Below are 16,139 nucleotides of genomic sequence, written 5' to 3' on the forward strand. Positions count from 1 at the left end.
CTGACATTGGGTTTGGGAGGCTATTTTGTTTGGCACGGTGAACTCAGCATTGGTGCTTTGACGGCCTTTAGCATGTACCTGGGGCAGTGGATCTGGCCCATGTTTGCCGGCTGGGTGTTGGCCCTGATCGAACGGGGGCGCGCAGCCTGGGGCCGTTTGCAGCCCGTTTTGATGCGCCATTGACCGTGGCCGACAGTGGTTCTCGCACAGATGTTGAGCCCGGACGTCTGGTCCTGGAAGGGGTGAGTTTTTCTTATCCGGGCCACCAAGCGCTGGCACTGGATGCGGTCAGCCTACAGCTACCGCCCGGCCAAACACTGGGGCTGGTGGGTGCCACGGGCAGTGGCAAATCCAGCGTTTTGCGTTTGATTTTGCGCCAGTACACCCAAAGCACAGGCGCCATTCGCTGGGGCGGCAACACCCTGGGTGACTACACGCTTGAGGCGCTTAACCGGGCCATCAGCTGGGTACCCCAAGAGCCGTTTTTATTCTCGGCCAGCATTGCCGAGAACATCGCCTTGGCCAAAGCGGGTGCCACGCTCGAAGAAATCGCGCACGCCGCGCGCTTGGCTTCCATCCACGACGACATCGTGCGCATGCCCAAGGGTTATGACACCCCGGTTGGCGAAAAAGGCATTGCACTCTCGGGCGGGCAGCGCCAGCGCGTGGCCATCGCCCGTGCCATGTTGACCGACGCACCCTGTTGCTGCTGGATGACGCCTTGTCTGCGGTAGACACCCAAACCGAGACCGATATCTTGCAGCACTTGCGCAGTGCGCGTGCCGGCCGCACCGCCTTGATCGTCAGCCACCGCCTCAGTGCGGTCATGGACGCGGACCACATTGTTGTGCTGAGCCACGGACGCATCAGCGAACAGGGTGACCACGCCACTTTGTTGGCGCGCAATGGCTGGTATGCCGCCCAGTGGCGCTACCAACAACTGGAGGCCAGCCTGGATGCAGCCTGATGCCAATCTGGCGCCCGACGCGGGCGCCACCCGCCGCGCCATCGCCCTGCTGCTGCACGCCGCCGCACCCGAGAAGCGCAACCTATCTGGGTACGGTCTGGTTGATTGCCTGCGCCTTGTTGAAGCCATGGGCCCTTGTTGGGCAAGTATTTCATCGACCAGTACCTGCTGCCGCGCAAACTGGTAGTCCCCGATATGGCCTTGCTGCTGGCAGCACTGTTGCTGACGGGCGCCCTGGCCAGCGTCATCCGTTACGCCCAGCTGGCGCGTATGGCTGGCGTGGCCATGCGTTCGGTCAAGCGCGTGCGCGAAGAGGTCCATGGCCGTGCTGCGCCTGCCCATGGCATTTTTGACAAAGCCATCACTGGCCAGTTGGTCAGCCGGGTTACCAATGACACCGAGCAGGTGAAAAACCTGTACGTGCAGGTTCTATTCGTTATTTTGGACAGCAGCATTGTAGTGTTCGGTGCGCTGGCGGCCATGGCCTGGCTCGACTGGCGGTTGATGCTGATCGTGCTCACCCTGATTCCCGCCGTGGTGGTGATTGTCTGGTTTTACCAGGCTGGAGTGCACCGCGGTGGCCCGGCCCGGCAAAAAGCGCAGTGACATCAATGCCCAAATGTCAGAGTCCATCGCTGGTATGGCGGTGCTACAGGCCAGCAATCGCAACAGCGCTTTAAAGACCGTTTTGACCACACCAACGGCCAGCACCTGGGTGCACGTTTGGCCGAGATGCGGGTCAACGCCTGGTTGCTGCGCCCCATGCTGGATTTGATCAATGTGCTGCTGCTGGTGGTGGTGATTCACAGCTTTGGCCAACGCGCGCTCAGTGCCTTGGAGATTGGTGTTTTGTACGCCTTTGTCAGCTACATCGGTCGTGTGGTCGATCCACTGATCCAGATCACGCTGCAATTTGGCCAGTTGCAACAGGCCGTGGTGGCGGCGGCGCGGGTCGACACGCTGTTGCAAGAGCAACGTCCAAGACCCATGATAGGCCCCAGCGTATTGGCAGTGGCGCTATCAAAATTGAAAATCTGGGGTTTGGCTACGATCCGCGAACGCCCGTTTTGCACGACCTGAGCCTGAACATTCCGGCGGGCGGGTTTTACGGTCTGGTGGGCCACACTGGCAGCGGCAAATCCACGCTGCTGAGTTTGTTGCTGCGGTTTTACCAAGCCCAAACCGGGCGCATCACGGTCGATGGTGTGGAACTGTCCACCTTTAGCGACGCACACTTTCGCGAAGACGTGGGCTTGGTGCCGCAAGACCCGTTTTTGCTGGCCAGCAGTGTGCGCGACAACATTGCCATGGGCCGCGAGCTGGACCAGGCAGCCATCGAAGAAGCCGCCCGCGCGGCCACTGCCACGACTTTATTGTGCAGCTGGAACAGGGCTACGACACCTTGTTGGGTGAGGGTGGTGCCCGCCTGTCGGTGGGACAAAAGCAGCTCATTGCGCGATTGCCCGGGCCCTGGCGGGCGAGACCCGCATCCTGTTTTTGGACGAGGCAACCGCCCATATTGACTCAGAAACCGAGCAAATTGTGCAAGTTGCCCTCTCCGAGCTGCGTGGCAAGGTCACCTGGTGGCGATTGCCCACCGTCTGTCCACCATTCGGGCGGCCGACTGTATCGTGGTGCTCAACCACGGACGCATCCATGAGCAAGGCACCCATGATGAACTGATGGCCCTTGAGAAGGGTGTCTACCAACGCCTGTACTTGTTGCAGCAAATGGGCGAGTAAGACGCAGTACATGGTCGCGTCCGCGCCGTGTTAGCCGAACACTTGCGGTATGGCAGTCTCCAACTTCTATTCTTCAATTTCGCATGAGTCACCTTTTGTATGCTTCAAAGAGCCCGCGGAAAAATATTCGTCAAGCTTTCTCGGTACTTTGGCCGGCTTTAAAGGATAGGAAAATCAAACACATGAGCCCAAGCAACCCGACCAAGAGCGGGCCAAAACACCATGCCGTCCCACAAATGTCCGTCTGATTTTCCTGATTTGTAGGGTGTTGCGGTCACCATGAATACCAGTTCCCACGGGCCTTTGGCCGACAAACCGTCATCCCGGCGCTGGGCATCATCGTCATGGTATTGAGCCTGATCGACACGGGCTACCAGTCCTCCGTCCGCGGGCTGGACCTGTCGTGGCACGCCATGCTGGGCTGGCGCACGCCCACAACCTGCAGCACGGCAGGATCTGCTGTTCAACTACGGTCCGCTGTCGCTCATGGAATCGGCGATCTACTTCGAGAAGAACCATGCTGACGTATTGCTGCTGGGGCTCTACGCGCTGACGCTGGGCTTGTGCTTTTTTTGCGTCCTGAGGATACGTCGGGTCATTGACCTGCTGCTGTTCTGTGCGTTGGCTCTATTTTTGGTACTGCCACACGACGTCTACCTGCTGCCGCCAGCGCTGCTGGCGCACAACGAGGTGCAGCGCGGGCCCGCGACCGCGCACGGTTGGCGGTCTCGGATCGTGCTGGCGTTTGACATGGCGCTGGCCTGCCAGGTGCAATCTGGCGCGGTGTTCTTGTCAGTCCCGGTACTGCTGCTGGTCACGGCGTATCGCATAAGGCTGCGGGACTATGTGCCGGTTGTCCCCGTCTGCTTTGTATTTTTTTCACTGCTGGTGTTTGCGTGGGCGGGTCAGGATTTGGTCAATTTTCCCGCGTTTTTTGCGGGCTACTTCGACGTTTCACAGGCCTACAACGCCGATATGGGTCTGCACGCGCCCTGGGGCTACCAGCTGGCCTTTGCGCTGGGGCGTTGGTGGTGGGCAGCACCTTTGGGCTGCGCGGGATGCAGCAGTTACCGGTTAGTGCGCTGTCCATCCTTTACCTGATGGTTGCCCACAAGATAGACGGTTTATCGGCCATGGCGAACATCCGTTCTGCCCTCATTCCTGGCGCGCGCTGGGCGTTTCTGGGTGCCGTCCAGTTGCGGAGTCCGGCTAGCCATTTCCGCAACCGTGACACTCCACCCGACCGCGCCATTGCTGCCGCCGGGCGACGGGTTCAAGATCTATCCTCGTTGATCAAATACTGCGTTGCGTACCCGCTGAACAGCAGCGTACAGACAGATGCAGGATGCCGACTATCTGCGCCAAAAACCAGAAGGCCCTGACGAGGCCCGACGCCGCCATTCCGTTCAAGGACATTCAGGCGCCATTTGACGTTCCCGTTTGAGTTTGGCTGGCCTACGCTTCGGGGTGGAACGGGCCGCCACGCCCGGCGTTTAGTCGTATTACGCGACCAGCCGCCGCATGACCGAACACAACGCCAACTTTCTGGCCAGCAAAAGTGCCCAAATCTGTTCTGTTCAGCATGGTCGCAGTCGACAACCGCTTACCCTCGCGCTGGAAGACCCGCAGACACCGGGGGCCTACCGGAGCTTCTACTCATGTAGGTCGGCAAACCCCGGACCAATTGGTTACTGACCTGCCGCACGGCTCCGCTGCGCGAGAAAGCCAAAGCCGCCAACCCACCTTCGAGCTCCGGTTGGCCAGACGCTCATCTTGCCCTCATTGCAGGACTAGTCAGCCTTAGGCCCGAATAGCGGTTGAACCAACATGGCTGGGCCGTTTAGCCGGCTTTTTGTTGGGCCCACCTGCGCTGGGGCTGTCCGTGGTGGCCCCCAACTGGCAACGTGATTTCCGGTTCTTGCGGGAGGCAGGCGAAAGCGGCTTCCTCCTATCGCCAGCACCTCGAGTCCACAGCCGGCTGCCGCCCACTTCCTCAGGGGTGTCGCCACGGCGACGGAGGACGGCATTACCAACATCAAGCCGCCCGCATTAATCAACAGCTTTCCGTGGTTTGACAATGAGATTTGATGTGACACTGTGCACGCTGGCATGGGCACCTCCTCGATGAGGTAGATCGGCCTGCCTCCGTCTTTGCTCTGGGGCTTCCACTAACTCCAGCGGACCTTTGCTTGCCAACAGTGATCTGGATCGCACCATCATCGCGAAAAGTTACGCTGGTCGCCGTCCTGTATCACGATGGCTCTTTTCATGAAATTTGTTCTGGGTCAAATATCTTCGTGGATAGTTGCGCCACTGATGTTCCCAGCGGTGGCTGAGAACTTCGCCAAATGGATTTCTTCACTATTGCCGGAGATGTGTGATGCGAAATCCTGATACAGAAGGCAACCTTGTCCTCGGCAGGATCGCTCTCAATGAGCTTGTTAGCGATACTACCTGCCGTCGCTGCGGATCGTTCCATGTGCTTCGTGTGGATTTCGGCGGACCCCGGGGCGTTGGAATGCGATCACAGACGTTCCTGGGTCTCTGCTGGTCACGTGACCCTGATTTCGGGGCAAGGCGTTCTGCGCCGAGGCGAAGGACCGGTTCGCACCTGAGTGACAGCGGTATTGCCGCGCGGATTGGACCGGATGGCAGAACCGAACGTTCTTGCCGGCTTGTATTCCATTGAATGGTACGGTGAATTGACCGGGAGTTACTGGGTTTGCCGAGTCAGGCTGCTGTCCGGGCCGATCACGCTAAGGAACCGCAGGGGTGGGGGCCGTTCGCAGCGCGGTAGCCGACTGGGGCTTAGTGCTCGATCCTGCTTTGGCTTGGGATCTCGAATTGCCTGTCGTTGGTGAAACCTGGGACGGTCTTCTCAACGACGAGTATGGCTTTCATGTGAAGCCGGAACATGCCATAACGGCAATGAAAAGCGCGACGTCCGGCCCGGTAGTGGAAGGTTCCGTCGGTGGCGGTACCGGCATGATACGGCACCTTGGAAAGGTCGGTACCGCCTCACGCAAGGTCGTCATTGAGGACGGCGAGTATGGTGGGAGTCCTCATTCAGTAAAATACGGTTCCTGTCGTCGGTTGCTGAACGTGAATGGAATCAACGTAGGGCAGGCCATTGTTGAGCAGCCGGTCTGTTTCGAGGGACGGAAAGCGAACATCCATTCACGCGGCCGATGTGCCGGCCTGTGATGAGAAATCACCGCCACCCCGCAACACCCGCCGCGAAGGGTCGGGTTCTATTATTGTCATTGTCGCAACTAACGCCCCATTTTTACCGCACCAACTCCATCGACTGGCGCGACGTGTTCCCTTGGGTATTGGGAAAATGGGTGGATTGGGAGAGGATGGATCGGGTGAAATATTTGTCGCTTTTTCCACTCAGCCCTTTGTGAAGCCTTCAGGCTCCAACTCGGTGCCTGTTCAACAACTGGATAACGGGCAAATGAATCCTTTCTTCGAAGCCACTGTTCAGGCAACGCAGGAAGCAATCCTCAATGCCATGCTCGCAGCGGAAACCATGACCGGTGCGGATCGAATCCGTGTTCCTGCTTTGCCCAAAGATCGCTTCCGTGCGCTGATTCAGCATCGATCTAGTTGAATTAGTCAATCTGACCACACTTCGTTCACTGCTTAAATCACACCATGACAAATCGCCGCGGCTTCTTGAAATACCCCTTGCTCACTGTTGCTGTACCGGCCATGCAGTTGACCGGCTGTGGCGGTGGCGATAGTCCCGCGCAAGCGCAGTGCCTTATTCCCAGCGTTTCCAACCTTATTCCGGTTCCATTGACCCGGCAAGCGGCGGATTACACCTGTGGCATCACGGCAGTTCAGTCGATCCTTGGTTACTATGGCATTGATCGTCGCCAGGATGTTCTGATCGCCGCGATGCAACCGGATCCGGATAGGGGTACGAACTATCAGAATGTGCTGGCCTATGCGATATCTTTGGGATTCGAAGCCTCCGCGCGCAACGGCATGACCCTGGACGAACTGAAGGGTCGCATTGATAGCCGAATCCCGGTTCTATTGGATAATCTAGCTCGGGCAACGCCACCTGTTGACCGGAGCACATTCGAAATGGGTTCCATGTGGTTGCTCGTGAGTTACGACAATGACCATTTTTATTTCATGGACCCATCGACACTGGGTCACAGCACCTACATCCCGATTCCAGAACTTCTTGAGCGCTGGCACGACCATGACGATTACCAGAAGCAGGATTTGTTTTGTTTTGCATCGTCATGATCAGACGATGACGCACTTCAGGGCTACCGGATCAAGGTTACTCGTCTGGAGTGAAAGTGAATTGACTGGAGCAGCCCGGCTTGATCAGGCTCTGGCCCTTGTCGGGGCCTCCCCGCGAAATCTAGTGAAAGCATGCTACAAGATGACAGCCATTACGCCGGCAGTCGGGGCCTAGGACCTACATTTGGAGCATGGTAACTGGCGCTTTCTTGGTGTTGCAAATCCCTCCCGCAACGTTATGCGCCATGTCGTGCAAGGCCCTCAGCAGCATCCGTACGGAATCCAGGTGCCCTCGACTGGCGTTTCCCGCGCCAGCGCGGAGACATGCTTCTGGCGACGCAAACTTGGCGTTCAGGTAATTCCACACCGCCAACTTTGACGGTTTGCCCGTGATGGGTCTTGTCGCATTGAATTAAATCAAGGTGTCAAATCCGCGGACCCGTGCGAAAGACCGGCGCGCGGAAAGAACTGGTAGTTGCTGCGACCGCAGTTTTTGGCGCGATACATAGCGGTATCGGCGTGTCGAATCAGCTCATCGGCCGTAGCGCCATCATCGGGAAAGACGCTGATGCCGATGGATGGAGACACCGACACGGCACGACCATCAATGATGACGTCGACACTGACGGACTCAATTAGGTTGACGGCCACCAAGCCGGCATCGTCTGGACTGGCAATGTCGGTGAGCACGATCAGGAACTCGTCGCCACCCAGGCGCGCCACCACATCGGCGTCACGCACGGCGAGCTTGAGGCGACACGCGACTTCCCGCAGCAGCGCGTCGCCTGCATGGTGCCCCAGGGAATCATTGACCAGTTTGAAGTTGTCGAGGTCAATGAACAAAGTGGCGACCGCCGTCCGCCTTCGCCGGGCCAAGGCCAGAATGCTGTCGAGTCGCTCCATCAGGTAGAGCCGGTTCGGTAGTTGCGTAAGCGTGTCATGCAGTGCCATGAATTCGATGCGCGCCTGAGCCGCTTTGCGCGCACGGATGTCCCTCAGCACGGCCAAGCGGTACGTGCCGCCCTTGAACGGCATCGTCTTGCCAACAATTTCGACCGGAATCTCAACACCATTGGTGTCAAGGACCGCTGCTTCATACGGATCTTCGTGGCCGGACTGCATGTACTCGCTGACGGTGGGCTTCCATCGCTCAGGGATAAAGTCCAAGGTGTTGCGCCCGACAATGTCCGTAGAGGTCCGGCCGAGCAGTCCCTGCAGCGCGTCGTTGACATCCGTGACCACGCCGTTGTGATGGAACACGACACCCTCGGTGGTAGCTTCGGCCAGTTTACGCATGCGCTCTTCACTGTCGCGGATCGCGCGTTCAGCCTGCCACTGGGTTGTGATGTCGCTGATCAGTACAAATGCACCCAGTTGGGTCTGGCCATCATCGAGGTGGGGAATCAAGTTGACCTCAATTACCCGCTGGGTGCCATCGGGCAAAGTCTGCTCGCGCACGTATTGAACGGTCTTGCCGGCGACCACTTGCCGCACGTGTGGCTCAATCATGGCCCAAGCGGCCTCGCCAATGGCTTCGCGCACGGTCTTGCCAAGGATGGTCTGGGGCGTCCAGCCGTTGTACTCGGCATAACGTCGGTTGGCAAACTGGCACTGCAAGGTGTGCACCTCGTAGTACGCGATCAACGCCGGCACCGAGTCGGCAATCAAACGCAACAACGAATCGCTCGAACCCATGGGGCGATTGTTGAGGTCCGGCTTATCGGTCGAAGACATCATTTTGCATTTATATCGCGCAGGTTTTCACGATAGCAGAACTGCGGTAAAACGCACGCCCAGACGTTGCCAACTAGTTCCCATGCAGACAGTCCAGACAACTATGGGTAGGACATTCGACCGCGTGAGGTCAAGTATGGTGCCGAAATAGGTCCGCGGGGTTCACGCTTTCCCTTATGCGGCGTCCAAATATTCCAATCTTCTGCCACCACCGGCACAATCGCTGTGAAAAGCGGGGCTGTGGGTACGACCCCACCCCGGTGCAGAAGCAGCGCCGTTCGCTGACCAAACCTCAGATGGACTCCAACCGGTTGCGCCCACCCGCTTTGGCGCGGTAAAGGGCAGAGTCCGCCTGGCGCAGGGTCGCTTCGAACGTCGCTACCGTACCTGATGCCAACCCGGCGCTCAAGGTGGAACCGGGCAGCGGACCACTTCGGGCAAACTGAGCTCGCAATTGCTCTAGGCGGTGGCGCAATGCAGCGTCGGCGTTTTGCCCCAGCGCGATGACGACAAATTCCTCCCCCCCCAATCGGGCGCTGCGGCAGACAGGGGACTCACTCGCGTGCAACATCAATGCCAGATGTTGAATCACCTGATCACCAACGGAATGTCCGTGGCGATCGTTGATCTGTTTGAAATGGTCTAGATCCACCATACCCAAGGCCAGCGCCTGCTGCGGCGCTTGCGCACCAATCCACTGTCGCAGGCCCACGCGGTTGAGCAGGTCGGTCAATGAATCATGTTCTCGCTGGTGCTGCAGAAGGGCCATCAGGTCGCCCGACAGAACCAGCACCAAGCCAACAACCCCTCCGATCAAAGCCATACCGGAGGCCAGCACCGATCCGGTGTTGACCAGCGAGTTGCTGACTGAGCTATCAACCAGACCCAAAACGGCTGCCAAGCTGCGCATGCCCATCAGCACGGCAAACACTACGCCCAGCAAGGCCAATAGCCGCATGCCGGCTTGGTGCTGTGGCCGCGACTCGCCCAGCGCGGTACGCGTCACCAGCAGAGACAGGAAGGCCAGCAGGAGCGACAACAGACCAATGCGCCAGCGCGGGCTAGGGGCCATCACCCCAAACCACAGTACCGTGCACAAGCTTGCCGCGCAGCAGGCCGCAAGCCAGCCCTTAATGTGCGGGCATGCTACGCAACTGCCGGGCCCCGCCCAACAATAGCGACACGCCCGTTACCATCAGCATCACAGCCAAGACCAGCCCCACCCACGGCGACAGCCACGCCTGCAGCATGTTGAGCGCAAAACCCACTGAAGCCAGCAGCACACCGCACGCGGCCAGCTGCATGCCCGGTAGTCTGCGACCCAGCGTCCGGTTGGTGATGAGCATCACCAGTGATAACAGCGCAGCCGACAGCGAAAGGGTGATGCCCAAGCCAAGTGGATCGAGGTAGGTCCAGGCCGTGGGACTCATGGCGTAACTTCCTGTGTGGAAGCCCGCTCCACCCGGTTGCGTCCCTTCGACTTGGCTGAATACAACGCGGCATCAGCCTGGCGCCAAAGGGTTGAAATCCGTGCCCGTGGAGGCCATCGCTAGCCCAAGACTGGCGGTCACGGCCAGGCCGGTGGAGTCCGGTGCAAGCCGCTGCAGGTCATCGCGCAGGCGCTCGGCCACGGCATACGCACCAGGCTCCTCCATGTTGTAAAGCAGCACGGCGAATTCCTCGCCGCCCATGCGCACAGCCATGTCGCCTTCGCGCAGTTGGCGCAGCAGTACCTGGCCCACGAGGCCAACACCCGGTCGCCCGCCGCATGCCCGTGTGTGTCGTTGACATGCTTGAAATGGTCCAAATCCACCGCTACAAGCGCCCAGCCATCTAGCACGGTGGGAAGGCACGAAGCCAGCGCATGGCGGTTGAGCAACCCGGTGAGTGAGTCGCGCTCAGCCTCGGCCTGCAAGTCGTTGATGACCAGCAACTGGTGCACCAAGAGCAAACCGGTCTGTATGGCGACGAAAGACATGGCTCCCACCAGGTAAACCACCATGTTGAATGGCGAGCCCAAGACATAAACCGGCTGTATATTCCCGTGCCATGCCCACACTGCCCGCACCAGCATCAGCACGGACAAGAGAAGCGCGGCAATGGCTACAAACGCAAGCCCCAACGCAGTGCCTCGCTTGCGCAAGGGCCATAGGGCAAACAACAAGCAGCCCATGAGCCAGATGGTGGCGGACGAAAATGCCATGACACGGTGGGGTAGGCTGGGTGACCACAAGCCCCACCACAGCGACGTAAGAATGAGACACACGGCGGGTACCAGCCACCACACTTGCCGGGGCGGTTTGCCTGCGAGGCGATGGGTGCCATCGATAAGCAGCCCCAGGCCAGCCACCATGGCCGGATTGCCGACCAAGAGCGCGAGTTCTGCGCCCACCAGCCCTTGGGAAACATTGAGTAACGCCCCGCCCGAAGCCAGCACCGAACCGGCTGCCCAACTGCGCAAGGCCCGGCCATGGCGTGAGTGCGACACAAGCCAGAACGCAAGTGCCGCGAGTGTCAGCGAAGCCATAAAGGCCGCCATCGTAATGGCGCGTGGTTCAGGCATAACCCGCTTTTGATTGCTGTTGTCGTCTTACAAGGATCAGAGTGGGGATCGGAAAACCCCCATCTGACAGCGATCCATAGCGCCCGCGTGCCACGGATCGACCCTATTGGTGCTGGTCCAATGTTTGTGAATGGGCATTGTGTGTTTCACCTAAAAAGTGAACTATCGTTCGTAATTTTTGAATACGTCCATTCTGCGCTGTCAATTTCCAGAGCCAACATAGGGTTTTCGCGAAGTCTGGGCGGCTAGACATTCCAACTGCATGAGGCAAGGTACGACCCCGAGAAATCATGTTTAACAGTCGTAGTTCCCGCCGGCCTAGTCGCCGCGAACCATTGCAAATTCAATGGTTAGTATGCAAATCGATGTGATGGTCTGGCGCATATCGTCACGGCCGGGTACGCCCGAGCTGGTCACGCTGTACACGGGCACGTTCACGCTCGGGTAAGCCGCTTCGGCGCCACGGACACTAATGCGATGCCTCCAAGAATGGCCAGGCCAGTCCAACTCAGGCGCTGCGTCCAAACCTCCCCAGAAGAAGTGTTCCTCCGATGGCCGCCAGAAGCGGCACGCTGAGCTGCACCGTAGCGGCGGCGCTGGAGCGCAAATGCGGCAGGACGGTGTACCAGACGATGTAGCCAAACCCCGGAAGTGATGGCCCCAGAGCACAACGCGAAGCCACACCGGCACTGCTCGCCGAGAGCTGCGTGGCGTGCACCAGGACCAGCAGTACCGAAAACGGACGGACCGCAAAAGTTGCCAGCGGTGGTGGCACCGGCATTGAGCGACTTTTTACCATGCAGCGAGTAAGCGCCCCAGCTCACGCCTGCAGCCATCATGAGAACAGCACTGCGCAGCGGCGGCGCACTCAAGCCGGGCAGCAGCAACGCTGTCAGCCCGCCTATGGCAACCAACAGCCCGAGCCACTGGCGCACGGACAAACGTTCCCCCTGCCAAAGACTCGTACCCACCATCGTGGCCGGCACGGACCCGAAGAGCAACAACGCCCCAATACCTGCCGGCAAACTGACGTATGCAAACGAAAATGTGGCCGCATAAGCCGCCAACCAGAAGGCCGGCACCCAACCGCCACTTTTCGTTGGCGACACGCCGCGAAGCCGCATCACGACCACGAGCATCGCGGCGCCTGACATCAGACGAATGGCAGCAAAGCTGGCCGGGTCGATGGTGCCGCTTTTGAGCGCAAAGCGGCAAAGCAGCGAGTTAGCTGCAAAGGCCAGCATCGCGAGTAATGTCAGCAAGAAAACGTATGCGCCTTTCAACTGCATGATGGCCAGTATTGCGCCGAGAAATCATCGTTAAGAGCCATGGTTTCCCCGCGCAGTTGTCGCGCAAGGCAACTCAAGGGGTTGCAGTTCTCTTTGACGACTGCACAACCCCACACACGGTGCAAACACGGTCTCACCATTTTTAAACGCTTCAGCCCGCTGCTCGCAACGCCGCAGCACTTCCCGCCGTTGATCGTTGCTATAGGCAACCCACCAATCACGCTCGTCCTGCGTGCGAAAACACCCCCTGCACAGGCCAAGTTCCGGGTTCATCTCACAGACATTGATGCAGGGTGAACGCACCTGTATCGGGGTAATGGCATTGCTATTCATCTAGACCTTTCTCAAATCAGATATTCGCTTCAATCAGCATACCAGCGCTTGAAGGATGTCATGGGTCACGTCTTGACCCGGCGCTACGCCTCGTTCGACCACTCGGTCGCGTCCAAGAAATCATCCACGTGGCGCGCGCCGCGAATCAATACCGCTAGGCCGGACTCTTGCTCACACTGGCGCAGGCAGGCCTCAAATTCGGGTGTCAGCCCACGATAGACCTCCATCCACGTGTGACAACCGTCTTGAACTCCAGGACGCCGCTTAAGCGCACTCGGCACACCACACAGGTCAAACACGCGCTGCTGTAGCCCCTGCACACCTTGCTGCAACACCAACGCCTGGTCGGTCGGAACGCGGTAGTAAATGTAGCGATCCATGGCATCTCCTGTCAGATTTGCTGAAAACTCGCCTGCGTTGCAGCCGCGCTTTCGACGGCCATCATGTCACAGGAGCCTACCACCGCAATGTCCGTGGCCCCAGCAACGCACCAACCGCTGCCGGAATTGCGATGCCCAGCACGTACCAGATGCCGACGAAAGGCGCCCCCGATTCCGGGCAATGCAAGGCATAGACCAATGCGGCCAGTGCACCCGCCAGCAAGCCGGCGCTGGCGCCGGCCAATGCCGGGCGGGTCGGCGCCAATCCCTTCATCACCCAGAACGTCGCCACGAACAGCGGCAGCGAAATCAGGGCGATGCTAAAGGGACAGGTGTTCCAGGTCGCGCCCAGAATCAAGCCGGCGCGCTGCTCCGGGTCGGCGCCAAGCAGCACCAGCGCTGCAACCAGCCACAGCAACAGGACCGGGGCGGCAAGCGCAGCCCAGGCACCGCCCACCCGCATGCCAGGGCGCGCCAGGCGTTCAGTGGCAATAAAGGCCGCGAGTGCCAAAACGCCGGCAAACGCCATCTTGACCCAAAATATCAACTCGCCCATGGCTTGTGCCAGGTCTGCGCGCAGGCCATGGGTAAGCACCAGAAGCAGCACTGCGCCGACAATGCCAGGCCAAGCGCGACGGCGAAACGCCGGCCCACGGTATGCATGGGCACTGGCGCAGCACCGGTCGCGAGCAGGGAAATGAGATCGTCGGTCTTCACGTGTTTCCCCTGATTCTGGCTGCCAGTGCTTTCAAGCCCCGGTGGACACCTATTTTGACGGCCGCCTCCGACATACCGGTTAGCTGTGACGTCTCCACCACCGAGCGCCCTTCAAGCTTGACGTGCACTATGGGCAGCCGCTGCCGGTCGGGCAGACTGGCAAGCATTTGACCCAGGTCCTTGCGGGCATCTGACGCATCGGTGTCGGATGCGGCAAAGACTTCCAATTCGTCATCCAGCGGATCAGTCAGTGCCTCGCGCGTGGCACGGGCGCGCAGCAAATCCACCAGTTTGTAGCGCGCGATGGCATGCACCCAGGCTGTGAGTGGCTGGTCGCTGCGGTAAGTATGGCGCTGGTTGTGAACCGCCAGCAGTGTTTCTTGCACTAGATCCTCCACGTCGTCGGGTCGTTGAAAAAGCCTCTTTCTGTAGTAGGCCCGCAGGTGCGCGCTTAAGGCTTTCAGAAAACAGTGGTAGGCCGCAGCATCGCCCTGCAAACCTTGCAGTAACGACTCGCGCAACAGTCTCTCGCTTTGCGCGAACCGGTCATCCATTACTACTGTTCGTTCCATGCGGGCATTGGGTTACAGGAAGCGCAAAAAAAATATTTTTTGCAAATTGTTGTTCCAACTGTAACCGGCGGGCCGTGTGCGGCGAAGTACCTAGCAATTGGAACGCAAATCATGAATACAGACCGTTCAGTTCACAAACATGGCTTGGCGCTTTACACGGAATATCAATGAACCATCTCACACAAACCATTCACCCAGCGTGGCTGCGCGCCATGCACTGGCTCAATGCCGTGGCGGTGGTAGTGCTCATGATGAGCGGCTGGAGAATCTACAACGCCACCGCGTTCCTCGGCTTTGCGATCCCGAAGGACATCACGCTGGGCGGTTGGTTGGGTGGCGCCTTGCAATGGCACTTCGCGGCGATGTGGCTGCTGGCGGCCAATGGTTTGCTGTATTTGTCCTTCAATCTGGGAACCGGTCGCCTGTGGCGCAAATTCTTCCCCCTATCGGGCGCCGCCCTGCTGGCGGATGTTCGGGCGGCGCTTCAGGGCAGGCTGGCCCATGCCGACCCCCGCCACTACAACATGGTGCAAAAGCTGGCCTATTTGCTGGTGATCGCCGACAGCGTGGCGCTGGTGCTCTCCGGGCTGGTGCTCTGGAAGTCTGTGCAATTCCCTCTGCTGAGGGAACTGGTAGGCGGCTATGAAGGCGCGCGGCGGGTCCATTTTTTCGCCATGGCCGTGCTGGCCGCCTTTGTGCTGATCCACCTGCTGATGGTGGCGCTGGTCCCGCGCACTTTGCGCACCATGGTTCGTGGTTATTGAAAAAGTCCAAAGTATGAATATTAAGAACCCTGTGTGCCTGGCAGTCGATGGAGATCTGGTGCGCAAAGAAGCGGCCCGACGCAACTTTCTGCGCCACTCGCTCACGCTCGGCGGTCTGGCCATGCTAACGGGTTGTTCGCTGGTCGATGAGGCCAGTGTGGACACCGCCCTGAGCCGGATTTCACGCATCAATGACGATGTGCAGGGATGGCTGTTCGATCCCACCCGGCTGGCCCCGACCTATCCCGAGTCGATGATCACCGGCCCTTTCCCTTCAATGCCTACTATGGTGAAGACGAGATACGGGAAATTGAGGAGAGCAGCTACCGCCTGGAAGTTACTGGCCTGGTCGCCGACCGTCGCCAATGGACTCTGCGCGAGCTGCGCGCCATGCCGCAGATCGAGCAAGTCACCCGTCATATTTGTGTGGAAGGTTGGAGCGCGATTGGCAAATGGGGCGGTGTCTCGTTTGCCAGCTTTCTGCGTCGCGTGGGCGCCGATCTCAGCGCCAAATACGTAGGCTTCAAGTGCGCCGACGACTACTTCACCAGCATTGACATGGCCACCGCACTGCACCCACAAACCGTGCTGGCGCTGACCTATGACGGACAACCGCTGCCGCCCAAGTATGGATTCCCGATGAAGCTGCGCATGCCGACCAAGCTCGGCTACAAGAACCCGAAGCACATTCAAGCGATTTTTGTCACCAACACCTACCCCGGGGGCTACTGGGAAGACCAGGGGTACAACTGGTTCGGCGGCAGTTGAGCCTGACCGCCCGACTGCCCTGAAAACTCTGGCAATTCCGCCAATTC

General features: G+C 59.2%; 20 protein-coding genes and 2 pseudogenes. 13 read left to right on the top strand and 9 right to left on the bottom strand.

Translation table 11 applies throughout. From position 1 onward, the window contains the following. The first annotated feature begins 12 nt into the window (after positions 1-12). From IPI80_RS08025 to IPI80_RS08075, 11 genes are all read left to right on the top strand, one after another. Positions 13-183, top strand: coding sequence for a hypothetical protein (locus IPI80_RS08025; RefSeq protein WP_413858907.1), 171 nt, complete (start codon positions 13-15; stop codon positions 181-183). Positions 184-242: 59 nt separating this feature from the next. Further along, entirely contained in the window at positions 243-734 is a 492-nt protein-coding gene (locus IPI80_RS08030) for an ATP-binding cassette domain-containing protein (protein WP_413858909.1), read from the top strand. Then, positions 722-967 (top strand): hypothetical protein, encoded by a 246-nt coding sequence (locus tag IPI80_RS08035; protein ID WP_413858911.1) that lies wholly within the window; start codon positions 722-724, stop codon positions 965-967. Before IPI80_RS08030 ends, IPI80_RS08035 begins: the two co-directional genes overlap by 13 nt. Positions 968-1,105: 138 nt before the next feature. Continuing rightward, complete coding sequence (locus IPI80_RS08040) at positions 1,106-1,573, top strand: ABC transporter transmembrane domain-containing protein (RefSeq protein WP_413858913.1); 468 nt, start codon at positions 1,106-1,108, stop codon at positions 1,571-1,573. A gap of 117 nt (positions 1,574-1,690) precedes the next feature. Next, positions 1,691-2,047 carry a hypothetical protein gene (locus IPI80_RS08045; protein WP_413858915.1) on the top strand — a complete coding sequence of 119 codons (357 nt, stop codon included), beginning with the start codon at positions 1,691-1,693 and terminating at the stop codon, positions 2,045-2,047. Beyond that, positions 2,035-2,490 carry an ATP-binding cassette domain-containing protein gene (locus IPI80_RS08050; protein WP_413858917.1) on the top strand — a complete coding sequence of 152 codons (456 nt, stop codon included), beginning with the start codon at positions 2,035-2,037 and terminating at the stop codon, positions 2,488-2,490. Before IPI80_RS08045 ends, IPI80_RS08050 begins: the two co-directional genes overlap by 13 nt. Positions 2,491-2,550: 60 nt before the next feature. Beyond that, entirely contained in the window at positions 2,551-2,709 is a 159-nt protein-coding gene (locus IPI80_RS08055) for a hypothetical protein (RefSeq protein WP_413858919.1), read from the top strand. 486 nt (positions 2,710-3,195) lie between these two features. Continuing rightward, positions 3,196-3,810: a hypothetical protein gene (locus IPI80_RS08060; protein ID WP_413858921.1), complete on the top strand. Its 615-nt coding sequence runs from the start codon at positions 3,196-3,198 to the stop codon at positions 3,808-3,810. A gap of 1,671 nt (positions 3,811-5,481) precedes the next feature. After that, complete coding sequence (locus IPI80_RS08065) at positions 5,482-5,913, top strand: P1 family peptidase (protein ID WP_413858923.1); 432 nt, start codon at positions 5,482-5,484, stop codon at positions 5,911-5,913. Next, positions 5,900-6,322, top strand: a complete 423-nt coding sequence (locus tag IPI80_RS08070) for a P1 family peptidase (protein WP_413858925.1) — start codon at positions 5,900-5,902, stop codon at positions 6,320-6,322. Before IPI80_RS08065 ends, IPI80_RS08070 begins: the two co-directional genes overlap by 14 nt. A 44-nt stretch (positions 6,323-6,366) precedes the next feature. Then, the gene (locus tag IPI80_RS08075) at positions 6,367-6,972 is read left to right on the top strand and encodes a C39 family peptidase (RefSeq protein WP_413858927.1); all 606 of its coding nucleotides are present in this window, start codon (positions 6,367-6,369) and stop codon (positions 6,970-6,972) included. Positions 6,973-7,389: 417 nt separating this feature from the next. Here IPI80_RS08075 and IPI80_RS08080 read toward each other — a convergent pair whose 3' ends face one another. From IPI80_RS08080 to IPI80_RS08120, 9 genes and pseudogenes are all read right to left on the bottom strand, one after another. Continuing rightward, positions 7,390-8,667 (bottom strand): diguanylate cyclase domain-containing protein, encoded by a 1,278-nt coding sequence (locus IPI80_RS08080; RefSeq protein ID WP_413858929.1) that lies wholly within the window; start codon positions 8,665-8,667, stop codon positions 7,390-7,392. A 331-nt stretch (positions 8,668-8,998) separates the two neighbouring features. Then, on the bottom strand, positions 8,999-9,778 hold the full coding sequence (locus IPI80_RS08085) for a GGDEF domain-containing protein (RefSeq protein WP_413858931.1): 780 nt from the start codon (positions 9,776-9,778) through the stop codon (positions 8,999-9,001). Between the two features lie 58 nt (positions 9,779-9,836). Continuing rightward, positions 9,837-10,136, bottom strand: coding sequence for a hypothetical protein (locus IPI80_RS08090; protein WP_413858933.1), 300 nt, complete (start codon positions 10,134-10,136; stop codon positions 9,837-9,839). Between the two features lie 72 nt (positions 10,137-10,208). Continuing rightward, positions 10,209-11,269, bottom strand: a pseudogene (locus IPI80_RS08095) (diguanylate cyclase). A 434-nt stretch (positions 11,270-11,703) separates the two neighbouring features. After that, the gene (locus tag IPI80_RS08100; protein WP_413858935.1) at positions 11,704-12,558 is read right to left on the bottom strand and encodes an EamA family transporter; all 855 of its coding nucleotides are present in this window, start codon (positions 12,556-12,558) and stop codon (positions 11,704-11,706) included. A 30-nt stretch (positions 12,559-12,588) separates the two neighbouring features. Further along, positions 12,589-12,891, bottom strand: a complete 303-nt coding sequence (locus tag IPI80_RS08105; RefSeq protein ID WP_413858937.1) for a DUF1289 domain-containing protein — start codon at positions 12,889-12,891, stop codon at positions 12,589-12,591. Positions 12,892-12,974: 83 nt separating this feature from the next. Then, positions 12,975-13,271, bottom strand: a complete 297-nt coding sequence (locus tag IPI80_RS08110) for a DUF4936 family protein (protein WP_413858938.1) — start codon at positions 13,269-13,271, stop codon at positions 12,975-12,977. A gap of 76 nt (positions 13,272-13,347) precedes the next feature. Next, complete coding sequence (locus tag IPI80_RS08115) at positions 13,348-13,878, bottom strand: DUF1109 domain-containing protein (RefSeq protein ID WP_413858940.1); 531 nt, start codon at positions 13,876-13,878, stop codon at positions 13,348-13,350. Positions 13,879-13,984: 106 nt separating this feature from the next. Beyond that, a complete protein-coding gene (locus IPI80_RS08120; protein WP_413858942.1) occupies positions 13,985-14,560 on the bottom strand; it encodes a sigma-70 family RNA polymerase sigma factor in 576 nt (191 codons plus the stop codon). A 167-nt stretch (positions 14,561-14,727) separates the two neighbouring features. On the opposite strand from IPI80_RS08120, the gene IPI80_RS08125 reads away from it, so the two are divergent. Together IPI80_RS08125 and IPI80_RS08130 are read left to right on the top strand one after the other, a co-directional pair. Continuing rightward, positions 14,728-15,324, top strand: coding sequence for a cytochrome b/b6 domain-containing protein (locus IPI80_RS08125; RefSeq protein ID WP_413858944.1), 597 nt, complete (start codon positions 14,728-14,730; stop codon positions 15,322-15,324). Between the two features lie 13 nt (positions 15,325-15,337). After that, positions 15,338-16,092: pseudogene (locus tag IPI80_RS08130) on the top strand (molybdopterin-binding protein). Positions 16,093-16,139 lie beyond the last annotated feature (47 nt).

Origin of the sequence: Candidatus Aalborgicola defluviihabitans, assembly GCF_016705985.1 — a bacterium.
Lineage (GTDB): Bacteria > Pseudomonadota > Gammaproteobacteria > Burkholderiales > Burkholderiaceae_C > Allorhodoferax > Allorhodoferax defluviihabitans.